Source organism: Puniceicoccaceae bacterium, from assembly GCA_040224245.1.
GTDB lineage: Bacteria > Verrucomicrobiota > Verrucomicrobiia > Opitutales > JAFGAQ01 > JAKSBQ01.
In genome coordinates, this window is record JBEGIR010000026.1 from 16,485 (window position 1) to 39,797 (window position 23,313).

Below are 23,313 nucleotides of genomic sequence, written 5' to 3' on the forward strand. Positions count from 1 at the left end.
ACGCCCACGTGCGGGAGGAAAATGGGGAAAATCGGACCGGAACTTACGGATGCTGGATGTTGTGGAGACAAACGCCTACCTGCTTCCGCAAAAAATCTAACGAACCATTGTTTAAAATTAAAAAGTCAGAGCGGCTTGCCTTGCTTTCCTGATCCAGTTGAGCTGCAAGCCTCGCCCGGATGTCGGATTCCTTCATACCACGGACGATCAGCCTCTCGATCTTTGTCTCCAGACTTGAATAAACTGTTACACTGCAATCGAAGGAAGTTTCAAGCCTTTTCTCGAAAAGCAGTGGAATTTCCACCACTGCAATCTTCTCCAAATTCGTCTCAAGAAACTGCTGCCACATTTGCCGCACACGGGGATGGATGAGGTGTTCGAGTTCTTCACGCTCAGCAGTCGAGCCTGCAAACACACAGTCACCGAGTTTGCGTCGGTCAATTCCGCCTTCCTGGTCGCGAAGCTCTTCTCCCCAGCGCTCACAAATGGAATCGATCAGCTCCCGATCTGTGCGCAGCAGCTCATGCACTCCCGCATCCGCTGAAAAAGTGGCACAGCCTGCCTCTGCAAATTGACGCAGCACCGTGCTTTTTCCAGATCCAATATCACCTGTGAGCGCAACGTTCACGGTCTGGTTTCCGACGATTTGCCTTCCGGAGCGCTCGCGAGGTGGCGCATCTGCCCATCAGCCCGGGCCCGATGTTCATTGGATTCCTGCAAATGATAGGGTGTTGAATTTTCCCAGGCTGGCCGCCGGAGTCCCTCGTAGGAATCCCACACCATCGCCGGAAACTGCAAGTGTTCGTATTCCTGCTTCAGCTCCGTCTCGCCCCATTGGGCCTCAGGGCAAAGCACCCATCGAAACGTGTGCACCCCAAGATCACCCGCAACCGAAAGTGATGGGCGCTCTGTCGGTTGCCCTGAACGCTCTTGCGGGGAGCGCAGCAGCAGCAGGCTCAGGCATTGCGCCTCATGTCGAATCGCCAGCGCATCGGTCGAAATCAGCGCCAGTGAACAGGATGAGCCATGCGCGCGCGTCCACCCATGAAAGGGATACACCGCCCCGCCTGAATCACGCAGCTCCGGTTTGGTACCGGCAGCATCCAACCATTGGGGAACCTCCTGATCGAGGTAAAGGTTGAGTTCCAGATGATGCCGAGGTTCCACATACGCGATCCGCAACGTCTGGTAGATGCGGGGATCACCCTCACAGAGCTGCAGGTGCCATTCGAACGGAGAGTTTCCAATGCGTCCTCGATTGACCATGCCAACACGAAGTCTGCCCTCTTCCACAATCTCCCATCCATCACTCTCGACGCCCGCTCCATAGACCTGCGGCCCGGATGTGCGATCCAGCACGCCGGCATCCATGCGATCTTCATAGAGCGTCAGCGACATGCCCAGCTTGCCCAAGAGATTCATTTCACGGTCGCGCATGGGTGCGATGCGGTTGATGCTGCGCGGGCTGACCCTCAGGCACCAGTGATCATTTTCAATCGTCGTCTTGAGCACTCGCAAGTGTCCCTCAGGAACAACGGGTTCAACGCCTCCGGCATCCACGAGAATGTCGGGAAACTCTCGCAGCAGGTAACGGGCAACGCCGGATTCTGGAATCTTCGCGCGAAACAGCAGGCGGTGAATGCGTGGGTCGCCACTCGTGCTCGGCAACAGGTCAAAAGGCACGGGATTGCCTTCACTGTCGCAGAGTTGACGCTTTCCCCAGGGATCAAAATCCAGATTTGGCTCGTGTTCGATCCAAACCTCCTGTGCAAGCCGTCGGCTTTGCATCACAATCAATTGCTGGTAGTTGAGCGGTTCCAGATGCTTGCGTGCCCAGGAGCGGCTGATCCCGTACATCCAGTCCCTGGCAGTGCGCGCCACGCGCAACTGGAATGTTTCAAGATCCTCCACATCCTCAAACCGCAGTCTGCTACGCTGCAGGCAGGCATGGGAAGCATCCATGAGGTCCTGCCAAAGGTCATCCAGTCCGTTCTCCACCTTTTTCACCATCGCCCGGTCACCCCGCAATTCACTGAGTTGCTCGACCTGCTCGAGCATGGATTCCACCTTTCGCTGTTGCACCTGAAGCCGCCGATGGTTCAACAGATCGCACAACAGTGGAGCTCCGATCGGACCTTCATGCACCGGAAAACTGTCCGACATCAAAATGGCGTGTGCAAAAAAGTCTTCCAACGTGCTGAATTTGAGTTCCACGTTCTCAAAAGCCTCCCGGTGGGAACGGATGTACTCGATGTTTTCTTTTGTCGGACCTCCCCCATGATTACCGACGCCATAGAAACACAGTGCATGCGCCAACACGATGTTTCCTGCTTCCACGCTCTCCATGATCTGCCCGTACAGCTCGTGAGAACGCGTTCGGTAGTGGGGATGCAGACGATAACAAATCAGCTCCCGTTCAGAATCACAGCGCCACCGAAAAATGGAACTTCCCGCCACCGCTTCCTCCGCCTCGTTCGAAACATAAACCATCGCCTGGTATCCTGCATCCAGCAGTTGCCGACAGGTTGCCATCGGGAAGCTCCGTGCCTCCAGATTCATCGCAACCTGGGGTTGAGTGCCAAAGCGCGAGAGACAGTAACGATGCCCTGTCCAGACCTGACGCTTCCACATCGCATCGGTGATCAAGTGCGGGTCGGACAGACCGTAAGTTCCCTGGGCAATGCTCCATTGTCCCTTTTTCGCAAGGCGTCGGATGCGTTTGAACAGCGAGGGATCCAGCTGCTCCACCACTTTCAATGCCCAAACGTCTCCGAAGGTGAATTTGAAATCCGGGTATTCTTCACAGCGTTCTGTTGCGGAGCGCAGTGTGGCCATGGCCTCATCCCTGCCCGCTTCATACGACCACGCGCCGGCCGGTTGCAGGTGGGCATTTCCTATCATGTGCACGATCATGGTAACAAACCTTGTGGCGGGTGACGGCATTGCAGGGCAGGACGGATTCCGTTGACCAACCTGCAATTCCAAATGGGTTGAACCCATTGCAATAATGCGTTTCGATGGTGGCTGTAAAGACAACTTACCCAACTCATGCTTTCATGAACCTTCTCGAAGCCATTCGAACCCGCCGCAGCATCCGCAAATTTCTCCCCAAAGCCGTCGAGAAAAAAGATCTTCAAACGATGCTTGAAGCGGCGATGGACGCACCCTCCGCCCTGGATGAACAACCATGGCAGTTCATTGTGATGACAGAATCGGCAATGCTTCAACGCCTTCCCGAACACCACAACCACTGCGACCTTGTGCGCGGCGCACCCGCTGCCATTTTGATCTGCGGAGACCAATCCCTCGAAAAACTACCCGGATTCTGGGTACAGGACTGCGCAGCCTGCACGCAAAACTTGCTGCTTGCCGCTCATGAACTGGGCTTGGGTGCCGTATGGGTGGGGGTCCACCCGACCCCATGCAATGTCAACTCCCTGCAAACCTGGTTGAACCTTCCCGATTCCGTTGTTCCCTTTGCACTCGTCGCGGTTGGCTACCCCGACGAACCCTATCCCGAAAAAATCAACTTCAAGCCAGAACGCATCCACTGGAACCGCTGGTAGAGCAGCAGGAGCTTCTCACGCCTTCACCGTAGACATCACTGCACCCAATGCTTGGCCGGGACTTACCGGAAACGAAGCGAGCACCTGCCCCCACCATTTCAACACAACTGGGTGCGTTCAGCAGCAGGTTCCCTTGTTTCTGTTCTTGATGGGGACTCAAAGTTCAAATACAACCATTGCCATCTCAAGTTGCCAGACTGCGTTAAGCCTCAGTCCTGCTGTCCCAATTCACCAACTGACTCTCTGACCTTGCTGCCATGATTGAAATTCGTCTCCCAAAACCCGGCCCGGAAATCGAAAATGCAACCATCACCCGCTGGCAGTGCAAGGAGGGGGATAAAATCCAGATCGGAGCGATCCTGGCCATCATCAAGACTCCGATTGGTTCCTTCAAGGTCGCTGCAGAGGAACAGGGCATCCTCGAAAGCATCCTGCAGGGAGATGGCGCAACCATCGATTTTGATGAACCGATCGCGATCATGCATCCCGATCTGACCATCACCGATTTCCCCAACATGGATGACGAGCAGGACCATACGCTGCCACTGCCCATCGACACAGACGCATCCGAAAGTTCGCCGCCGGAAGAAGAAGTCCCGGAATCCGTCGGGCAGGCATCCTCAGAGCCGGAAAACCCGGAAGACAGTCCCGATACTGCGCATTCCGCGATTGAAGATTCCTCCGTCTCGTCAGAAACCGATTCCACTGAGATCGAATCGGGTGCATTGCGCCTGAAACTCGATCCCGAGGCATCGCTTGATTCGCAGGATGTCGAACAGGAGACCGACACACCTGAACATGCCGATGCACCGACCAGCGAAGTATCAGCCGAAGAGACCGAATCTGGCCCCGAAGTCTCTCCGGCAGCTCGAAAGATGGCGGAGCGCATGGGACTCGATTTGCGTTCCATCCGTGGTAGCGGTGACCATGGCAAAATCCTTTATATCGACGTCGAAAACGCCATTCAGGAGCGCGATCAGGCAAAAGAAAACCCACCCGCCCCGGAAACCGCCGAAACTCCAGCACCCTCCCTCGACGACGCAGCCCCAGTCATCCCATCCGAAGCAACTGAATCTCAGCCCACCCTCACTCCCATTGCGGAGCATGAAGCACCCGTTGAACCCGGGGGGAACGATTTTTCCGATCCGCTTCCCGAGACTGCACAGTCACAGGATTCCGATTCATCCACCCCTGCACAAACGACACCTCCGCAATCTGAGGACGCGTCCATCACCAACAGCATGGAATCGGATTTCGACTTCGATCCCACTGCCAGTTCCGATCCAACTCCCGACACGCGGCTGGCAAATGCAAACCCGAAGGACAGCACTTGGGAGATCGGTTCCATCGAACCCGAACAGACCCCGGATGCCCCGATGCCCGATTTTGGGGAAGTTGCCTCACAATTCCACCTCTCCAAACGGGACGATCTGATCATCCCGTTTAACGCAACCAAACGTGCATTTGCCGAAAGCCAACTGGAGAGCACACGCTCCGTCCCCCACTTCTACCTCTTTGCCGAAATCGATTGGACGGATGCGCTGAAATGGTTGCATGAGCAGCACCAGCGCGCCGGCATCAAGGTCAAACTTACCGATCTCATCGTAAAAGCAACTGGCCAGGCCCTCGCGATCATGCCGGAAATGAACGCCTGCGTGCGCAATGACCGCATGATTCTCAAGCGATCCATCAATATCGGCATCTCAACACCCTGCGATGATGGGGTCGTCACTCCAGTGATTCCCGATGTCTACCACAAATCCATCGAAAAGATTGCCGAGGTTGTGAAAAAAAACACCGATCTCGCCGTTCGCTCCAAGGTGCTGCTCGACTATGATACCACCTTCACGGTGACCGTGATGGAGCACCCTGCCATCCATCGCATGATTCCACTCATTACCGCTCCCCAGACTGGAGCTCTTGCCGTGGGCAGCATCCGCCCTCAGGTGGTTCCGTTTGGGGACTTCATCGCCATTCGGAAACGCTCCGAACTCACACTTGCCTGCGACAGCCGAGCAATTGACCCGCAAAATGCCGCACGCTTCCTGCAGACCATTTGCAATTTGATCGAAGCGCTCAAACCTGGCGAAGCTGATCCCGACTGGACCTGTGGAAATGAGCAATTGCGTCTCATTTGAACGGGCACGTCACGTCTGCATTCATCCCACCTCAAACACCCAATTCCCTGATACTGCGATCCTCCCTGTCACAATGTCTTCGTTTCACGGCGTAAATGCACACGCCCAGCATGCACACGAGAAGCGTCAGCGTCGATGACACTCGCACACTGCGTGCCTTCAACCTCCTCCATCCTCTGCCATGTTCGACCACCGAAACCGTGATCTTGCTGCTGCACTTTCCTCCCATTCCTCATTCCGCGACGATGTGCTGCAGACGTTGCTTGACGAAGCAAGGGAACAGCAACGCAGCCTGGGCGAACTGCTACTTGCGCGTGGCAGCATCTCTCGCCTGGAGTTGCTGACTGCGGTTTCAACATTCCTCGGCATCCCGTTTCGGGATCCCGATGCCGATCCGGAGTTCGAGGCAAATCTCAGTAAGGCACAATCCTGTATCCCGCTCGAGATCGCGCAGGCTCGCGGTGTGCTTCCGCTGCGCAGAGAAGGCGATTGTCTCTGGATCGCTGCCATTGATCCGTTCGATCCTGATCTGTGCACCGATTTTGCGCATCTGCTCGGCTGCAGCGTCAGACTCGAATTGATCGATCCGGACTGGGTTCACCAGCAACTCTCTCATTCGTACAGCACAGCACCAACGACCTCGATCCGTGAATCAGGCGATGCTTCCGACGCCCCTGCGTCCGTGATCGAGTATGTGGATTTCCTACTGCAAACCGCCATCCTCGACGGGGCATCCGACCTGCATCTCGAACCCATGCAGCAAAGCTTTCGCATCCGCTATCGCGTGCATGGTGAATTGCGCCACATTCCCACTCCGTCCCGTCTCGAAGGCGCTTCCATTACCGCACGCCTCAAAGTCATGGGACATCTCAATGTGACCGAAAACCGTGTACCTCAGGACGGACGGCTGACAGTGTCTCTGCAGGATCGTCAGGTGGACGTTCGTATCTCAACGCTACCGACCCATTGCGGCGAAAGCATTGTGCTGCGTTTTCTCGATCAGGCACGCATTCCCCTGTCTTTGGATCAACTGGGTCTACCCCCGGACATGTTGCATGCCGTCCGAAAAGTCATCCGTCAACCCAACGGAATTCTTCTCGCAACCGGTCCCACCGGGAGCGGGAAAACCACCACACTCTACAGTGCGCTGCGCGAGTTGGATCTCGATGGAAGCAAACTGCTCACCGTGGAAGATCCGGTGGAATTCGACATCGATGGCATGGTGCAAGTCCAGACCCAAGCCTCCATCGGACTCGATTTCGCTCGCACGCTGCGTGCGTTTCTCCGGCACGACCCCGATACACTGTTCATCGGAGAAATCCGGGATGCCGAGACCGCCAAAATCGCCGTGCAGGCATCGCTCACGGGTCACCGCGTTTTCAGCTCACTGCACACTCAGGATGCAGCAGGTGCAGTGCCACGATTCGTGGACCTCGGAGTGGAACCGTACCTGGTTGCGGCCGCGCTATCTGGAGTCATTGCACAGCGTCTGTTGCGCAAACTGCACCCGCAATGCAGCGAAAGCTACGTGCCCGATGATGCCGAACTGGACGCCCTCGGACTGGATCGTGTCACGCTCGCAGGCCGTCCGCTGCAACGCGCCATCGCACACACTCCCGGGCAGCACCATGTCGACGACATGGGTCGAATTGGCATCTTTGAATTCCTTCCCATCTGCGATGCACTGCGCGAGGAAATCAGCGCGGGAGCCTCCCACCGACAACTCCGTACCTTTGCACGGCGCCAGGGCATGCGTACTCTTCGTGAACACGGCATTGCCCTTTTACTGGAGGGAATCACCACCAGTCAGGAGCTGTTGCAACACCTCGGCATCGCTGAAAGCGAACCCCCAAAATGATACAACCCACAGCCAGTTATTTCAGACTACAGGCGTTGCTTCTGCTTTCATTGCTCCGTCAGGCTATCGCTGCAGCCGATTTCATTGCTGCGCTCGCGGATGCGCCTGTCGGTGTGCATGGCGCAGGCGTTCGAGCGTGACGTGCGTGTAGATCTGGGTGGTCGAAAGGCTCACGTGCCCGAGCAATTCCTGCACCACACGGATGTCGGCCCCGGCATCGAGCAAATGCGTCGCATACGAATGGCGAAGTTTGTGAGGACTGATGTCGGCGGGCAGCCCTGCCTCGCGCAAGTATCGCTTGAGCCGTGCCTGCACACCACGTGCGCTGAGATGACCTCCCCGTTTCCCGGGAAAAAGGAAGGACCCCAGCCCATCTCGTTCAAGGCGCACTGCCCGATATTGCTGCAGGGCATGAACACATAGTTTGCCCACAGGGCACCATCGCTCTTTGTTTCCTTTACCAATGACCCGAACAACGCCTTCGTGCAGATCCACATCACCCCAAGTCAGCTGAATCACTTCGCTGATCCGAAAACCGCCTCCATAAAACAGTTCCAAAATCGCACGGTCCTGCCATGCGACCACTGAATCGATGCGTCCATTCTGCTGCAATGCCAGGGGAGCCTGCAGCAATTCCTTCATCTGATTCACTGTCAAGTAGACGGGTAGTTTGCGCGGCAACTTCGGCAGCATGAGATCCGCACAAGGGTGTTGCGACACCCAACCCTGTGCCATCGCGTAGTGAAAAAACCGCTTTATGGCGGAAAATCGATTGTGCACGGTTCGCCGGGAGAGCGTGGTCTGTAATGTGATCGTGTAATCCCGCAGCACACGAGGGTTCAGGCTGAACCAAGTGTCTTGCAAGTTCTGCTGCTCCAGCCAGGCGGCGAAGGCATGCATTGCTGCCAGGTAGTTGCGGATCGTGTAGGGCGACATGCGCTTTTCATTGCGCAACCAGGCATCAAATCGAAGCTGCGCTTCATCCAGGGAAGGAATCGGTTCAAGGCGCGCCATTTCAAAACATTTCGCGGAACAGAATCCTCCGGAACAGGTTGCTCGAACTCAGGACTCTGAAGATTTTTCTGCCTCTCTTCGGAGAAATTTCACCACATCCTGAAAGCGCTTTTCATTTGCCCGATTGAGCTTCATCAGGCGTTCGTGCGCTTCCAGAATCATATCAGCACTTGCCTCTTTGCAGTCTAGTCCTTCGCTGATTTGCTTCTGGTTTCCGTTCTGGAAGGTGACTTCAATTTCGTCCAGAAACTCAACGCTCGGCAGATGATGAAGCCCCAAACCCCGGATCAATTGCTTATTCGAAGCATTCAGATTTGCCAGACTGAGCCGCCCCATGGGGTCCTTGTGCATTGCCCGTGTGGCAACACCCGCAAGCACTCCGAGAAAGGTGCTGTCCATGCCCAGGCAGTTTTGAAAATCCACGAGGAAGTGACTTGCTCCACGGCTGATGACGCAATCAAAAAATTCGTTCACAGGTGAGCAGTTCAGGTAGTTTGCCTTTCCGTTGATCTTGACGATCACCGGATCGGAATCAGCGCAAACGATAAAATCTGGAGCATTCTCTTCGGGCATTTCAATCCATCAGGTTTTGGGCGGTTTTAGGGTCTCCCTCCATTATCGTATCATCCGGTCAAACAATTAGCGAAAATTAATGAAGATCCCCCCTTGTGCAAAACTTTATTCCCAACTCCTGGCATTTGACAGTCAGCACCCCCTATTTTTTGAAGCCAGTTGGGTATACAAAGCCTCCTGAATGCTAGCCGCTGTTCTGTCACCGTCTACCTAAAAAAGGTCAAGCGAAAGGCTTACTCACGCATCGATGCACCCTATAAGGTGAGAGACGGTTGGCCCGGTTCACGAACGGAGATGATTCCGCATTCAGATCGGGCCGCCACCACATCCGTTCTCTCGTCCCAACAACCCGTTGAATGCAAAACCCACCGCAGGCAGATTCGGGAACGGGTCCACTTTGAATCCAAGACTACGACTGATTGATGCAACAACCCATGCCCTCCAACGCTGCAATCTGGAGATTGTGGGCCGCAATGGCCTGTCCGTTGACGCATTACTTGCTGGCCCTTGCCCTCGCTCCTGCATTGCTTCTGGCACAGAGTTCCGAAGAACCAGCGCCACTGCTTCCGGACCGCAAGGATGCATCCGACCGGGCACTCATCAGTGACCGGGAAGCCGTCGAATTGGTCGACGACTCAAACGTTGCGGAAGCTTTGTCCCGGCGTCCGGATCTTCAGTTCAGCAACCTCACCATCGACGGTGAAAAATCCAATCTGGCACTTGAAGACATCCCGGCGGATGCCGTTAGTGAAATCGAATTGCTTCGCGCCGTAACAGCAGACCTCGATGCAGACTCCAGGGGCGGCTCGCTCAACTTAAGCTTCAGTCCAACCTTTCTGCTGGAAAAACCCGTGTTCCAACTCGATGGGTGGGCTCGCTATTCGGAAGGCGAGTCAACCTGGATGCAGGGTGCCTCAGCCAGCTACAGCCGGGCCTTTGGTGACTTCGGCTTTCGCATTCAGGCATCTCACTCCCACGGGCACGATACCTTTGAAGGCTACTACCTCAATTGGGAACCGAAGGATGCAGACACCCAGCTCTATACGCCAAACTATCTCATCCAGAACCGTGAGGAAGAGTGGCAGCAGAATCGAAATCTCAGTGTCTCCATGGACTATCGCTTTTCCGATAAGCTGCATGCTTTCATTCGCGTGAACGCCAGCCGACGGGAAAAGGAACTCTATCAGCCCCGCATCCTCTACCATTTCAACCGGGGTACCTATGAGTCTGCGAGCCGAATACTTGGGTCGGTCTCCAATTCCTACGCCGACCGTGACCTCATCGCCTACGAAACGGAAACCGATCAAACCGACTTTCTCGCCGGATGGGTCTATGAGAGTGACAGCTGGCGGGCTGATTTCCGCATTCTGGGAGAGTTTCAGCGTTATCAGGAACCCGACTGGGTGGAACTTCAGTTCCGGACTCACCCCATCGAATTGCACTACCGACTGAATCATCAGTTTCTGCCGCGCATTGATAGCGCTTCGGTCGACCTCAACGAACCCGCACAATTTGCATTTGATGAGTTGCTGCGTGAGCGCACGCACCGCACAAATGACCGCTGGGTGATCGCATCAAACCTGCGTCATGACTTTGAGGTTTGGGGTCTGGATGCTTATCTGAAAGCGGGCCTCAAATGGACCCACAAACTGATGGATCAATCCGTTCAAAGTCGCATTTTCACAGGATTCGATGGGGTATTCACACTTGCCGACCTGGCGTGGAACTATGGGGCAGACAGTTTGCTGGTGCCCGGGGTCAATTGGGGCTATTTTCCCACCCTTGCAGATGCGCGTGATTTTGCCTCACAACATGAGTCATCCTTCCAATTCAATCTCATGCGCTCCGCGCTGAAGGCGGATCCCGCAACTTATCGCGCGGAAGAAAATCTGGGGGCCGCCTACGCCATGCTCAACCTCAAGGGAGAACGCCTGCGCACCATCCTCGGCTTCCGGGTGGAACGCACATCTCTGGACTACCGGGCGAAAACCGTGATCATCAATGAAGAAGGGGACTATGTGACCACCGAACCCGGGCGCGGGAGCAACAACTACACGGACCTCTTCCCGTCCGTACACCTTCGCTACTTCCTCGGTTCACGCACGACCCTCATCGCATCGTGGACTGGCACCATCGAACGACCCTATTTCGGATACACCGTGCCCTACCGCTACATCGACTACAACTCCCGTGAAATTGCAGAAGGGAATCCACAATTGAAACCTACGCTCTATCAGAACGTCGATGTTTCAGTAGATGTAAAACTCTCCGAATCCAGCCTGTTTTCACTCGAACTCTTTTCCAAAGAGGTCGACGATATTGTTTTCTGGGAAGTCTCCCAGATCACGGACGGAACGTTCTCCGAATTCACCCGAGGCACTCACGCCAATGGACCCAGTGCAACCGAACGTGGAATTCGAGCCATTCTGACCCAGGATCTGGTGGAACTCAACGATGCACTCGACGGGTTCAGCCTTTTGCTCAAATACAGCTATCAGGATTCCCAAACCCAATATCCCGGTCGGGAATCCGAAACACTGCCAGTGACCTACCGCCCGCGTAACCGCTATGAGGCGACACTGAGCTATGAGCGCCAACCATTCTACCTGCGCATCGACTACGCCTATGAAGATGCAGAGCTGGTTGCGGTTTTTGGCGCAAGCTGGCAGGATCGCTACGAAATCCCCCAGGAACACCTCAGCCTGCACCTCAGCTACCAGTGGAGTCCGTCCGCGAGAATCTATTGCGAGGTAAGCGGTTTGCTGGAAAGCTACGCAAAGACCTACTACGGGAAAACATCCCGTCCCTCCGGAATTGCCTGGCGCTCAAAACAACTCGAACTCGGTCTCAAAATCCGCTTCTGATTCTGTATTTCCTGTCCGTGGACCCAAACGTCGGGATAGAACAGGCACTCCCTTCACTGCCCGTAGTCGCAACCCCATCAGCCACACGGATTCACGACCACAGCAAGACATCGTACAGAAACAACCCCAGCATTATTCAGGCCGGGGTTGTTGTCAGAAAGCAACGTCCTCACAGGACGTAAAGCCTTACATTCTACCGAAATCTCATTCGGTTGGGACTTCCGTGATCGTCTTGAGCACGCGCGAAACGATGCGGTATGGATCTCCCTGAGAATTCGGACGACGGTCTTCGAGGTAACCCCGATACGCACCGTCCTTGACAAAGGAATGCGGCACCCGAATCGACGCTCCACGGTCGGCAATGCCCCAACTGAACTTGTCGATCGACTGCGTTTCATGCAGACCCGTCAGGCGCAGATGGTTGTCCGGTCCATAGGCTGCGATGTGCTCGTCACGATTCTTTTCAAATGCATCCATCAGACGCAGGAAGTAATCCTTACCTCCCACCTCACGCATGAATTTTGTCGAAAAGTTACAGTGCATGCCAGAACCATTCCAGTCGCCCTGGTAGGGCTTGCAGTGCCACTGCACATCCACCTGGTACTTCTCACACAGACGCAACAGGAAGTAACGCGCTACCCACACGTCATCTGCAGCCTTGGCGGAACCTTTACCAAAGACCTGGAACTCCCACTGGCCCTTCGCCACTTCGGCGTTAATGCCTTCATGGTTGATCCCGGCTTCAAGGCAAAGGTCAAGATGCTCCTCAACGATTTCACGAGCAATATCACCCACGTTGTTGTATCCCACACCCGTGTAATACTTGCCCTGCGGTGCCGGATAACCGTCTGTCGGCCATCCCAACGGCTTTCCATCCTGCATCAGGAAATACTCCTGCTCCAGTCCAAACCATGCATCTGGGTCTTCAATGATCGTTGAACGGTAGTTGGAGGGATGTGGAGTGCCGTCCGGATTCATCACTTCGCACATCACAATGTAACCGTTGGTGCGTCCAGCATCAGGATACAGCGCCACCGGCTTCAACAGACAGTCCGAATTGCTTCCGGGTGCCTGCTGCGTGGAGCTTCCGTCAAACCCCCACCACGGGCAATCTTCGACGCTCTGCGGAGCCGACGAGGCAATGCGGGTCTTTCCACGAAGGTTAGCGACTGGTTGATATCCATCCAGCCAGATGTATTCTAACTTGTATTTTGGCATATTGTTTCGGATTAATAGTTCCTGTTTGCAGGATACTCAATTCAAGGGTTTTCTGGAAATGATGCTGATAGCTGGATCAGCATGGCTGCAACCAAAATAGCAGCCAGTGGGCCAATTCAAAAAAAAGTATGAAATAAACTCAAAGCTGCCCAAAATAATACTATTCCATTCTAATGCGCGAGGTAAAAGATACGAAAAGAGCATCTGTTCGGGTCGGATATGACGGTAAAGTACACAAGCAGTATTTCGGACCCGGTGCGGAATTACGATACGAAAACGAGGTCAGAGTCCTGAAATACCTGGCTCAGCAAGGCTGTGATTTTGTGCCCCGTCTGTTGGAGGAAGATCCCGAAACCCTGACCATCGTCACCACCAATGTCGGGCAAATCGTGCAAAAAATCAGCCAGGAGAAGCAGGATTCGATGTTTCGCGCTCTCGAGCAGTATGGAATCGAACACGGCGATCCTTTCGCACGCAACATCACCTACGATGACCGGCTCGGTCGTTTCTGCGTGATCGACTTCGAGTTTTCCACCAATCTCGCCACGGGCGAGGGTCTCAAAATCGAGGATATAAAAAATCCACGTCAGCTTTCCTGATTTTCCACCCGTGACTGCCATGCAACGCATCCACTGGTCCGGCATGACCCATCCGGGCCGATTCCGCCCGAACAACGAAGACGCCTTTCTCGGTCTCATTCTTAACGAACAGGAAGTGCACTACCTCGGCAAGGAGGGGGACGCACCGCTCCAGGATTCCCAGTTTCTCTTTGCCGTGAGTGATGGCATGGGTGGAGCCAATGCCGGAGATTTTGCCAGTCGCCTCACCCTTCAGGGTCTCACCAAACGCCTGCCTCTCGCCCTGCGAAAAACCGATACCCGCACTCCGGAACTCCGCCAGCAGGTACTGCGCAACATCATTCTCGATATTCATGAGGAGGTGATGGCAACGGGACGCTGGTACGAAGAGTGCAAGGGCATGGGCGCAACCTTGAGTCTCTGTTGGATCCATCCGACCGAGGGCTTCATCATCGGTCATGTCGGAGACAGTCGCATCTACCAAATCCCCAATGGGGAAACGATCATCCAGCGATCCGAGGATCACTCCGAAGTCGGACGCCTGTACCGCGAGGGCAAAATCAACGAACGCGAATCCAAAAACCATCCCGAGCGACACCTTCTCGATCAATCCATCGGAGGCCTCCGTCGTGAGGTCGATCCGCAGATTGCCCATTTTTCAATGCAGCCCGGCGATCACCTGATTCTCTGCTCCGACGGCATCTGTGACGGCCTCTACGACCGCAGCATCGAGAGCACCCTCCTGCGCCCCACTCCCAACATCAAGGATCTACGCCCCTCAGAACGTCTGGTCAGGGAGGCTCTCTTCTCCTCAGGCCGGGACAATCTCACATCCATGGTCGTCTGGTTCACCCAGGAGATGGGAGAAGCATCGTAGCGGGAACTTCCTGCTCGCTTCACCCAACACCCCTAACGTAGCGGAAGCTTCCAGCTCGCACCTTCTTCATCCTCTCGCAAATTCCGCATTCCATGATTGCTCTGACGAGTCGAATTCCTGTATGGTCGCCGGTTTTCAATTCAACCACAGACGCCCCGCCATCCATTCCAGCAACATGAACGAAACCAAAGTAGTCGCCATCGTCGGTCGTCCCAATGTGGGGAAGAGTCGCCTGTTCAACCGACTTTCCCATCGAAGGATCTCCATCGTACACGACCGCCCCGGGGTGACGCGTGATGTCGTAACCACCGACATGCCCGATGGTTATGTGCTCATGGATACGGGAGGCATCGGGTTGGAAGATAAAAACACACCGCAGGTGATCGCCGAGGCCATGGCCACTCAGGCGATGATTGCCGTGGAAACTGCGACGCTCATCCTTTTTGTCACTGATGGTCAAGAGGGTCTCACCCCGCTCGACATGGAAATTGCCCACCGTCTCCACAAGCATCATTCCAAGGTGTTGCTCGTGGTGAACAAGATGGACAATCCCGAGAACACCCATGCCGCCTACGATTTTGCACGGCTTGGATTTGGCGAGCCTCATTCCGTTTCCGCCGAGCACAACCATGGTCTCAACGAGCTCGAACAGGAAGTGCTCGACCAGCTGGGGCCGCTTGTACCTTGGCAGGAATCTCACAACCCCAAGCTCACGTTCTCACTCGTTGGCAAACCCAATGCGGGGAAATCGTCGCTCGGGAACCGTCTGCTCAACTCCGACCGCTTCATTGTCGCCGATATCGCTGGTACGACGCGCGACATGATCGAAACCACGCTGCAGTACACCGATCCCCAGGGCAATACCTGGGACCTGCACCTGTTTGACACGGCAGGCCTGCGGCCCAAGAAAAAGATGGACAGTTCAGTGGAGTATTTCTCGTCGGTGCGCACCCAGCGTTCGATCGAGCGCAGCGACATTGTACTGCATCTGGTGGACGCCAGGGAGGGTGTATCCAAGCAGGACAAAATCATCGCTGGCCAAATCCTCGAAGCTGGCAAGGCCCTGATTGTTGTGGTCACCAAGTGGGATCTTGCCGTCAGCGCGGTGAGCGAGGGTGATATTGAAGGTTGGGAGAGTATTCGCGCGTTTCGCGAGGCCTATGAGGCCAACCTTCGCAAACAGTTTTTCTATCTTCCTGATTCCCCGGTGATCTTCACATCGTCCAACTCAGGTGAGGGAGTGGACCACCTGCTTAAGGCAATCCTCAAGGTGCACCGCACGCTCGACACGCGCATGACTACTCCCAAACTGAACAAGCTGCTTCAGGATCTGTTCGACCGGCGCAACCCTTCCAAGGTAACTGGCAAGCGCTTCAAAATCTTCTATGCGGTACAGACCCGCAACCGACCCTTTCGCATCAAGATGTTTTGCAACCGGGCTGAACGCCTGCAGGACAGCTACCGGCGATACCTTGAGAAGAACCTCATCGACCACTTCAAACTTTCGGGTTGTCCGATTCAGTTTGAACTCATCGGCAAAGAACAGCGTTACCGCGACGAGGAGTAACCCATCCCTCCGCTCCGTCTGGTGCATGCTTACGCATCGCCATTTCCAAACTTGCGCAATCGCCCAGTTTCCATACCATCCACACTCATGAAATGTCCTCGAACCGGCACCGATCTCAAGACCATCACGATCAGTGGTATCACGGTCGACTTCTCAGAAGCATGCGGCGGAGTCTGGTTTGACAACTACGAATTGATCAAGTTCGACGAAGCACACGAACAGGGCGGAGCCGAATTGGTCGCGCTCATGGAACAGCATCGCAATGATGCGGTGGATCTCAACGCGCGCCTGCACTGCCCCAAGTGCAAAACCATCGTCATGGCACGCCACTTCTACTCCCCACTTCGCGAGATTGAGATCGACCGCTGCCCGAACTGCGGCGGCGTGTGGCTCGATGCAGGTGAACTGGCAAAGATTCGCGAAAACTTTCCGTCGCAATGCGACCGAGAGCGTGCATCGCAGGCGCTCGTTGATGCCGCCTTTGCCGATCCGGCCTTCCAGGCGCAGCTCTCGGACAGCCAGGCCAAGGTCGATGCTGCTCGCAAGTTTGCCCATCTGTTCGCCTGGCTGTGCCCCTCACGTTATCTTCCGGGCAAGCAGGATGGTGCCGCCTTCTGACGACATCTCCGCTCGCTGGAATCCACCGCTGCAGTGGCACTGACAAGGAAAAGCAACCCGCAACGGTCGAGGATCGGGATGCAACTCCCGCTTGCCAACGCTGACATCCGTCCTTCATAAAGGCGTCATGCTAAACGCTCGCCGTAAACCCATCCATCTCATTGTCGCCTGCTCCGAAAACCGCGTCATCGGAAAAAACGGCACACTTCCATGGCGCATCCGGGAAGACCTTCGATACCTCTACGACTGCGTCAGCGGTGGAATCGTGATTGAAGGCCGACGTGTGTGGGATGAACTCCAAAAACCCTTCCCCGGCACTCATACCATCGTGCTAACCCGTAATCCCGAACTGCAGTTTGAGGGCGCAACCAAGGCAGGCAGTCTGCAGCAGGCACTCGAGCAGGCTCAGGCAATCGAGGGATATGACACCATCTGGATTGGTGGTGGGCAGCCCGTCTACGAAGAAGCCCTGCACCTGGCAGATCGCCTCTATCTCACGCTCGTGCACACCGAAGTTTCCGACGGCGATACCTTTTTCCCCGAGTGGAGGGAAACCTTCACCGAAGTTGTATCCGAGCGCCGTTCGCGCAACAAGTCCCTCTAATACACCTTCTACGTCCTGAAACGACCCGATGATGCGCCGACGACTTCTACAAGCCCAGCTCTGCGATGATCAAGTCCGCACAGGCTGTGGGAGTCATGCCGTGGGTGTTCACTTTCAACTCGGGCTGCTCCGGCACTTCATAGGGGGCAGTCACTCCGGTGAATTGCTTCACCTCACCTGCTCGGGCTTTGGCATAGAGTCCCTTCACATCGCGTGCCTCGCAGACCTCAAGCGGAGTATCCACAAAGATCTCGTGGAAGCGCTTGCGCTTCGCATCCGCAGTCGCGCGGTCCACAATGCCACGGGCAGTGTCCCGGTCCTCCTGGTAGGGTGAGATAAATGCAGTGATCACAATCAGGCCTGCGTCATTCATCAGCGCAGCAACCTCCGCGATGCGTCGAATGTTCTCCTTGCGATCCTCAGGGCGGAAGCCGAGGTCCGAATTGAGTCCGTGACGGATGTTGTCCCCATCGAGGATGTAGGCCTTTTTCCCCATCGCCACCAACTTGGCCTCCAGATGCTGGGCGATCGTGGACTTCCCGGAACCCGACAGTCCCGTCAGCCAAATCGTAGCGGGTGCATGCCCCATCAGATCCTGGCGATCCGACGTGCTGACCATGCCCTTTTCCCAGTTGAGGTTGTGCTTGCCCGTCACTTTCTTCTGCGGAGCAGCACGCTGCTCGGTGATCATGCCAGCCGCAACCGTCGCGTTGCTGAGCGGGTCAATCAGCACGAAGGAACCCGTCTTGTCATTGCGACTGTAGCTGTCGAAGCAGAAACTGCGGTGTGCGGTAAATCCGACGCGTCCGATTTCATTCATCTCCAGCGCATCCCCATCAAGTCGGCTCAGGCTATTGATATCAAACTTGTAGCGCACCCCGTCCAGCGTGACTGGCAAGGTCTGCGTGGTACTCTTGAGCAGGTAGTTTCGTCCCGCCTGCAACTTCTTTTCGTGCATCCACACAACTTGAGCGTCAAATCCACTCTCAATGGTCGGACGGTTGTTCGGGTGACTGAGAATCGACCCACGGGAAATGTCCACCTCATCGGTCGTGGTCAGCGTCACCGCCATCGGCGCAAACGCCTCCTTCAACTCGCCATCATAGGTCACGATGCTCTTGATCCGTGTCTCCTTGCCCGATGGATTTACAACCACCTTGTCCCCCACACGCACCACTCCAGATGCAATGGTTCCACAAAATCCGCGAAAGTTCAGGTTCGGGCGCAGCACATACTGCACAGGAAAACGAAAATCGATCAGGTTGCGGTCGGCTGTGATTTCCACCGATTCCAGATGACTGAGCAGTGGGCGACCCTCAAACCACGGCATGTTCGTGCTGCGCTCGACCACGTTGTCCCCCTTGAGCGCGGACATCGGGATGAAGTGCAGGTCGATGGACTCAAACTTTGCCGCAAACCCGAGATAATCCTTGCGGATTTTTTCAAACACGGCCTCATCAAAACCCACCGCATCCATCTTGTTCACCGCCACCACCAAGTGCTTGATGCCCAGAAGGCTTGCAATAAAGCTGTGACGCTTGGTCTGCGGCATCACCCCGTGGCGCGCATCAATCAGCACAATCGCCAGGTCGCAGTGACTCGCACCCGTGGCCATATTGCGCGTATACTGCTCGTGACCGGGCGCATCACAGATGATGAAACTGCGCTTCTCAGTCGAAAAATAGCGATAGGCCACATCAATGGTGATGCCCTGCTCCCGCTCCGCCTTCAACCCATCAGTCAGCAGCGCTGGGTCAAAGTCATCACCCGTGGTACCGTGCACCTTGGAGTCCTTCAGCACCGCCGCCAGCTGGTCCTCATAGATCATCTGCGAATCGTAGAGCAGTCGTCCAATCAGCGTGCTCTTACCGTCATCGACGCTGCCGCAGGTCAAAAACCGCAGCATGTCCTTCTCCTCATGGCGCTTGAGGTAGGCACTGATGTCGCTGCGAATGAGGTCTTGTTCGCGGATTTTATAGTTTCGATTTTCCGATGTCATCGTAAAATAGGAGTTAGAAGTTAGGAGTCAGAAGTTAGCTTTTTCCATCAAAACTGAATTCCTGTAGGCATTGAGAATGCGTCCAACTTCGTTTGCTTGTTCTTTCACTTCTCGGGTATCTCCATAACCGAGATCATTGATTAATATAAGATAATATTTCACCTCTTCGAGGGAAGCTTGGGCAATATTCAAGTATCTTGCCTTGTCAGCAACAGACTCTTTTGCAAAGCCTTCGGCAATGTTGGCAGGAATCGAAACTGCAGCGCGCCGAAACTGAGAAGTCAGACCGAAATCTTCATTTCTCGGAAAAGAAGCACTGATCTTGTAGCTCGCCAAAACCAAAGCATGCGACTTCTGCCACAGGACCAAGTCCTCGAACTTCTTAGCCTTTTCCATGCTTTCTCCTGACTCCTGGCTTCTTGCTTCTGTCTGAACCTTGGTTCAGATCTAGAAATACCCATCCCGCTTCTTGTCCTCCATCGAGGCGGCGCCGTCGTAATCGATCACGCGTCCCTGGCGCTCAGAGGTGGTCGTGAGCAACATCTCCTGCACAATGTCTTCGAGCGTTTCCGCCTCGGACTCCACCGCACCCGTCAGCGGGTAGCACCCCAGGGTGCGGAAGCGCACCTTTTTCATCACAGGCTGTTCGCCCGGTTCCAGGCGCATGCGCTCATCGTCCACCATGATCATCACACCGTTGCGCATGACCACTGGTCTCTCCTTCGCAAAATACAATGGCACAATTGGAATCTTCTCGATCTGGATGTAACGCCAGATGTCCAGCTCCGTCCAGTCTGACATGGGAAATACCCGGATCGACTCACCTTTGTTGATCTTGGTGTTGTAAAGGTCCCAGAGTTCCGGACGCTGATTCTTCGGATCCCACTGGTGAAACTGGTTGCGAAAGCTGAAGACACGCTCCTTTGCTCTGGATTTTTCCTCATCGCGCCGGGCCCCACCAAATGCCGCATCAAAGCCGTGCTTGTTGAGCGCTTGCTTCAGCCCTTCGGTCTTCATGATTTGCGTATGCTTCTCCGATCCATGGTCGAACGGGTTGATCCCCGCTTCCACGCCTTCCGGATTCTGGTGCACCAGCAAATCAAACCCCACATCGTTTGCCATCTGCTCCCGAAACGCATACATTTCCCGAAACTTCCACCCCGTATCCACATGCAGCAGCGGGAATGGAATCTTGCCGGGATGAAAGGCCTTGCGCGCCAGATGAAGCAGAACCGAGGAGTCCTTTCCGATGCTGTAAAGCATCACCGGATTCGAAAACTCCGCAGCCACTTCACGCATGATGTGAATGCTCTCAGCCTCCAGTTGACGTAAATGAGTGATCGTATAGTCGGGCATAGCTGAATTCATACGAATGCGAGTTTCGCTGGAAGTTCAAAGCAAAAGTGCCCCAAAGCGTCGCTTTCTGCGAATTTCGCACGCTTTCGAGCACTGTTTTAAAAAAAAGAACGGTTTCCACCGAAACCGTTCTCCTCATTCGATTGAAGCGTTGCCGGACAATCTGACGGCATTCAAACCCACTCCGTCAGGCGGGGCTTCTTCAACGAACTTGCATACTGCTGGCTATCATCATCTGGAGCCTTAGGAAAGGGAACGTCCCCCAATGTGGGTGACCTTGCCCAAAAGATTTTGATCTGAAATGAACCCACGATCCCGAAAGCGGTTGTTGTCCCCTTTCGACTTTGCCCGACCGTCCTCAATCTCAACGATGCGGTGGCACACGCGCTCCCCCGTTTGCGTATCCACAAAGACCACGATGTCCCCTGGTTTCAGATTCGAAAACTGGGTTTTGCGATACACAACATAGTCACCGCTTTTGATCGTCGGATACATCGAAAATCCATGCAACTGCGACCGCACTACCGCTGGCTCAGATGCCGACAACGCAGAGGCTTGACTCGAAATCGGCGCAATAGCGTTAACGCAAAGAAGCATAAATACATAGCGAAACAAATTCTTCATGGCGACAAACTTAAACAAGGACTAAAGATTGAAATTCAAAAATCGACCACCCGCTAATTTCTCATCCTCATAGACTTATGAATCAGAAAACTGGAATGACTTGATCTATATTTCGAACTTAAACCCAATTCTTTAAGTCATTTTTTGCGTCACCCACTTCTTTAAAAGATTTTTTATTTACAAAACGTAAAAGCCTTCATTCCCCTAAATGTAAAATTTTATTTATATTATAAATTTATTATAAAATTCATCTTTTCATTGGTAAACTTCTCTTCAATTCACTCCTCAATTCAAAAGTTTTTGTAAATTCGTCCCCTTCTCACTCAAGCGCGATCCAATGACACAGGCACCACCTCAAACTGGATACCTGAAACATCCCTTCGCAATCGCTTTTCACAAGCGGAAACGATCTACAAATCCCTCGACGGGTTTTGGCGGAGCCGAGGGTTTCTAGCTGATGCAAACTGGGCTTTCCTTAAAGGAAAACGATGCGAGACTCGTCATATGATTACTCAACTGAGTGCAGATGAAACTTCTCCGACTGAAAAGCCCTTACTGATCCTGAGAATTCTCCGAAACGGGGTCAAAGATCTCTTTTTTGGATACGGGGAAAGCCTTTGGAGAATTTTCTTCACTTACGTCTTCGTTGCGTTCGTATTCACGATCCTCTTTCGATACTTCATGAACGAACTGACATTCCTCAGGACGCTCCGTGAAAGTATCTTCAACATGATCGGTCAAGGTTCAGATGATTTTAAGTCCATCAAAGAACCCCTGCTCTTCGACATGCTGAAATGCTGCAATCAACAATCGGAGTTCTCCTGACCGCGATTTTTGGTTTCGTATTGGCCAACCGAATCCGAAATCAGTGACTTCCTTTGCCAGCAAGCTACACTCTGTAACTACGATTTCGAGTCGAGGAAGCGCTGAATTGCCTCAACGGTTTCCTCGCTGAGGTGGTGTTCGATGCCCTCGGTATCGGCTGCAGCAGTCTTTTCGGAGACACCGAGGGAGCGCAGGAACTCCATCACGAGATTATGACGGCGATAGGCCTTGACCGCAATTTCCCTACCCGTATCGGTGAGGGTGACCGAACCCTGTTGTTTGACGAGCAGCTCGGCTTCCTCCAGACGTGCAAGCGTGCGGATGACCGTGACGTGGGACACCCCAAATACGCCTTGAATATCCGTGACGCGTGTGCCCTTTCCCTCCTCCTTCAAACGATAGATGGCCTCCACGTAATCCTGGGTAATCTCCGACTGGTGCTGTCGGCGAACGCGCTTGTGATTGCGGGCCGTTTGTTTGCCTAAATGAAGGGATTCCATGGGTGCGTTCGAAAAACCGGGATTTTCACCCAGAATCGCAAAAGGGTCAAGAGTTCTAGGCGCGAGCCGATTTGACAGCGTTGACGCAGCAAGGGCGAGCCGCGCACTCCTCCAGTGCGGAACTGTTTGCTCTGTTTTTGTCCAGTCCCGGAAAAATGTTCAAAATGCAATTGACAGATGCAAAATGTAGCCTAGGCTACAGGTATCAAATGTAGCTTTGTCTACATATTTTGATCGAATACCATGAAAAACTTTTTCCAAATTTCAGATTCAATCCACCCGGAACCCGGATGCAAACTGATGGGGTCGCTGGAGGGTCTGGACAGGGGCCGATCCGCAACCATCGATGGCATCGATGCGCATTGCACGGGCCTTGCGCGCCGTCGCCTGCTGGACCTTGGGTTTGTGCCAGGCACCCGCGTAACCAAGTTAGGAGAAGGCCTCTTCAACGGACCGAGCCGCTTCCAGATCCGCGGCAACGTCATTGCCCTGCGCCGTGAGCAGGCCGCGCACATCCTGGCCCAACACGATTGA

20 protein-coding genes are annotated in these 23,313 nt (G+C 54.4%); 10 read left to right on the top strand and 10 right to left on the bottom strand.

The features are described from left to right. Positions 1 to 43 precede the first annotated feature (43 nt). Complete coding sequence (coaE, locus tag ABQ298_04165; GenBank protein MEQ9823558.1) at positions 44 to 628, bottom strand: dephospho-CoA kinase; 585 nt, start codon at positions 626 to 628, stop codon at positions 44 to 46. Further along, positions 625 to 2,901, bottom strand: a complete 2,277-nt coding sequence (locus ABQ298_04170; protein ID MEQ9823559.1) for a hypothetical protein — start codon at positions 2,899 to 2,901, stop codon at positions 625 to 627. Before ABQ298_04170 ends, coaE begins: the two co-directional genes overlap by 4 nt. A 155-nt stretch (positions 2,902 to 3,056) precedes the next feature. Between ABQ298_04170 and ABQ298_04175 the strand changes: the two genes are divergently transcribed. From ABQ298_04175 to ABQ298_04185, 3 genes are all read left to right on the top strand, one after another. Further along, positions 3,057 to 3,566, top strand: a complete 510-nt coding sequence (locus tag ABQ298_04175; GenBank protein ID MEQ9823560.1) for a nitroreductase family protein — start codon at positions 3,057 to 3,059, stop codon at positions 3,564 to 3,566. A 257-nt stretch (positions 3,567 to 3,823) separates the two neighbouring features. After that, the gene (locus ABQ298_04180) at positions 3,824 to 5,704 is read left to right on the top strand and encodes a 2-oxo acid dehydrogenase subunit E2 (protein MEQ9823561.1); all 1,881 of its coding nucleotides are present in this window, start codon (positions 3,824 to 3,826) and stop codon (positions 5,702 to 5,704) included. Positions 5,705 to 5,885: 181 nt separating this feature from the next. Then, the gene (locus tag ABQ298_04185; GenBank protein ID MEQ9823562.1) at positions 5,886 to 7,562 is read left to right on the top strand and encodes a GspE/PulE family protein; all 1,677 of its coding nucleotides are present in this window, start codon (positions 5,886 to 5,888) and stop codon (positions 7,560 to 7,562) included. An 81-nt stretch (positions 7,563 to 7,643) separates the two neighbouring features. On the opposite strand, the gene ABQ298_04190 is transcribed toward ABQ298_04185, so the two are convergent. Then, a complete protein-coding gene (locus tag ABQ298_04190; GenBank protein ID MEQ9823563.1) occupies positions 7,644 to 8,576 on the bottom strand; it encodes a tyrosine recombinase XerC in 933 nt (310 codons plus the stop codon). 48 nt (positions 8,577 to 8,624) lie between these two features. Continuing rightward, the gene (locus ABQ298_04195) at positions 8,625 to 9,149 is read right to left on the bottom strand and encodes an STAS domain-containing protein (GenBank protein MEQ9823564.1); all 525 of its coding nucleotides are present in this window, start codon (positions 9,147 to 9,149) and stop codon (positions 8,625 to 8,627) included. Between the two features lie 434 nt (positions 9,150 to 9,583). Between ABQ298_04195 and ABQ298_04200 the strand changes: the two genes are divergently transcribed. After that, on the top strand, positions 9,584 to 12,013 hold the full coding sequence (locus ABQ298_04200) for an outer membrane beta-barrel protein (protein MEQ9823565.1): 2,430 nt from the start codon (positions 9,584 to 9,586) through the stop codon (positions 12,011 to 12,013). Between the two features lie 204 nt (positions 12,014 to 12,217). Here the strand turns inward: ABQ298_04200 and ABQ298_04205 are convergent, their stop codons facing one another. Next, positions 12,218 to 13,231: a glutamine synthetase beta-grasp domain-containing protein gene (locus ABQ298_04205; GenBank protein ID MEQ9823566.1), complete on the bottom strand. Its 1,014-nt coding sequence runs from the start codon at positions 13,229 to 13,231 to the stop codon at positions 12,218 to 12,220. Between the two features lie 173 nt (positions 13,232 to 13,404). On the opposite strand from ABQ298_04205, the gene ABQ298_04210 reads away from it, so the two are divergent. The 5 genes from ABQ298_04210 (at position 13,405) to ABQ298_04230 (ending at position 17,475) form a co-directional block, all read left to right on the top strand. Continuing rightward, the gene (locus ABQ298_04210) at positions 13,405 to 13,830 is read left to right on the top strand and encodes a serine/threonine protein phosphatase (protein MEQ9823567.1); all 426 of its coding nucleotides are present in this window, start codon (positions 13,405 to 13,407) and stop codon (positions 13,828 to 13,830) included. Between the two features lie 19 nt (positions 13,831 to 13,849). Then, positions 13,850 to 14,686, top strand: a complete 837-nt coding sequence (locus tag ABQ298_04215; protein ID MEQ9823568.1) for a protein phosphatase 2C domain-containing protein — start codon at positions 13,850 to 13,852, stop codon at positions 14,684 to 14,686. A gap of 175 nt (positions 14,687 to 14,861) precedes the next feature. Further along, on the top strand, positions 14,862 to 16,253 hold the full coding sequence (gene der / locus ABQ298_04220) for a ribosome biogenesis GTPase Der (protein MEQ9823569.1): 1,392 nt from the start codon (positions 14,862 to 14,864) through the stop codon (positions 16,251 to 16,253). An 87-nt stretch (positions 16,254 to 16,340) separates the two neighbouring features. Then, complete coding sequence (locus ABQ298_04225) at positions 16,341 to 16,871, top strand: zf-TFIIB domain-containing protein (GenBank protein MEQ9823570.1); 531 nt, start codon at positions 16,341 to 16,343, stop codon at positions 16,869 to 16,871. Between the two features lie 127 nt (positions 16,872 to 16,998). Then, complete coding sequence (locus tag ABQ298_04230; protein ID MEQ9823571.1) at positions 16,999 to 17,475, top strand: dihydrofolate reductase; 477 nt, start codon at positions 16,999 to 17,001, stop codon at positions 17,473 to 17,475. Positions 17,476 to 17,521: 46 nt separating this feature from the next. Here ABQ298_04230 and cysN read toward each other — a convergent pair whose 3' ends face one another. The 5 genes from cysN to ABQ298_04255 all read right to left on the bottom strand — a co-directional run bounded on the left by cysN (position 17,522) and on the right by ABQ298_04255 (position 22,779). Continuing rightward, positions 17,522 to 19,474, bottom strand: a complete 1,953-nt coding sequence (gene cysN, locus ABQ298_04235; protein ID MEQ9823572.1) for a sulfate adenylyltransferase subunit CysN — start codon at positions 19,472 to 19,474, stop codon at positions 17,522 to 17,524. A gap of 27 nt (positions 19,475 to 19,501) precedes the next feature. Next, the gene (locus tag ABQ298_04240; GenBank protein ID MEQ9823573.1) at positions 19,502 to 19,870 is read right to left on the bottom strand and encodes a four helix bundle protein; all 369 of its coding nucleotides are present in this window, start codon (positions 19,868 to 19,870) and stop codon (positions 19,502 to 19,504) included. A 51-nt stretch (positions 19,871 to 19,921) separates the two neighbouring features. Continuing rightward, complete coding sequence (gene cysD / locus ABQ298_04245; protein ID MEQ9823574.1) at positions 19,922 to 20,830, bottom strand: sulfate adenylyltransferase subunit CysD; 909 nt, start codon at positions 20,828 to 20,830, stop codon at positions 19,922 to 19,924. A gap of 243 nt (positions 20,831 to 21,073) precedes the next feature. After that, positions 21,074 to 21,454 (bottom strand): signal peptidase I, encoded by a 381-nt coding sequence (locus ABQ298_04250; GenBank protein ID MEQ9823575.1) that lies wholly within the window; start codon positions 21,452 to 21,454, stop codon positions 21,074 to 21,076. 902 nt (positions 21,455 to 22,356) lie between these two features. Beyond that, on the bottom strand, positions 22,357 to 22,779 hold the full coding sequence (locus ABQ298_04255) for an iron dependent repressor, metal binding and dimerization domain protein (GenBank protein ID MEQ9823576.1): 423 nt from the start codon (positions 22,777 to 22,779) through the stop codon (positions 22,357 to 22,359). A 243-nt stretch (positions 22,780 to 23,022) separates the two neighbouring features. Here ABQ298_04255 and ABQ298_04260 point away from each other — a divergent pair, with 243 nt between their 5' ends. Then, entirely contained in the window at positions 23,023 to 23,313 is a 291-nt protein-coding gene (locus tag ABQ298_04260; GenBank protein ID MEQ9823577.1) for a FeoA family protein, read from the top strand.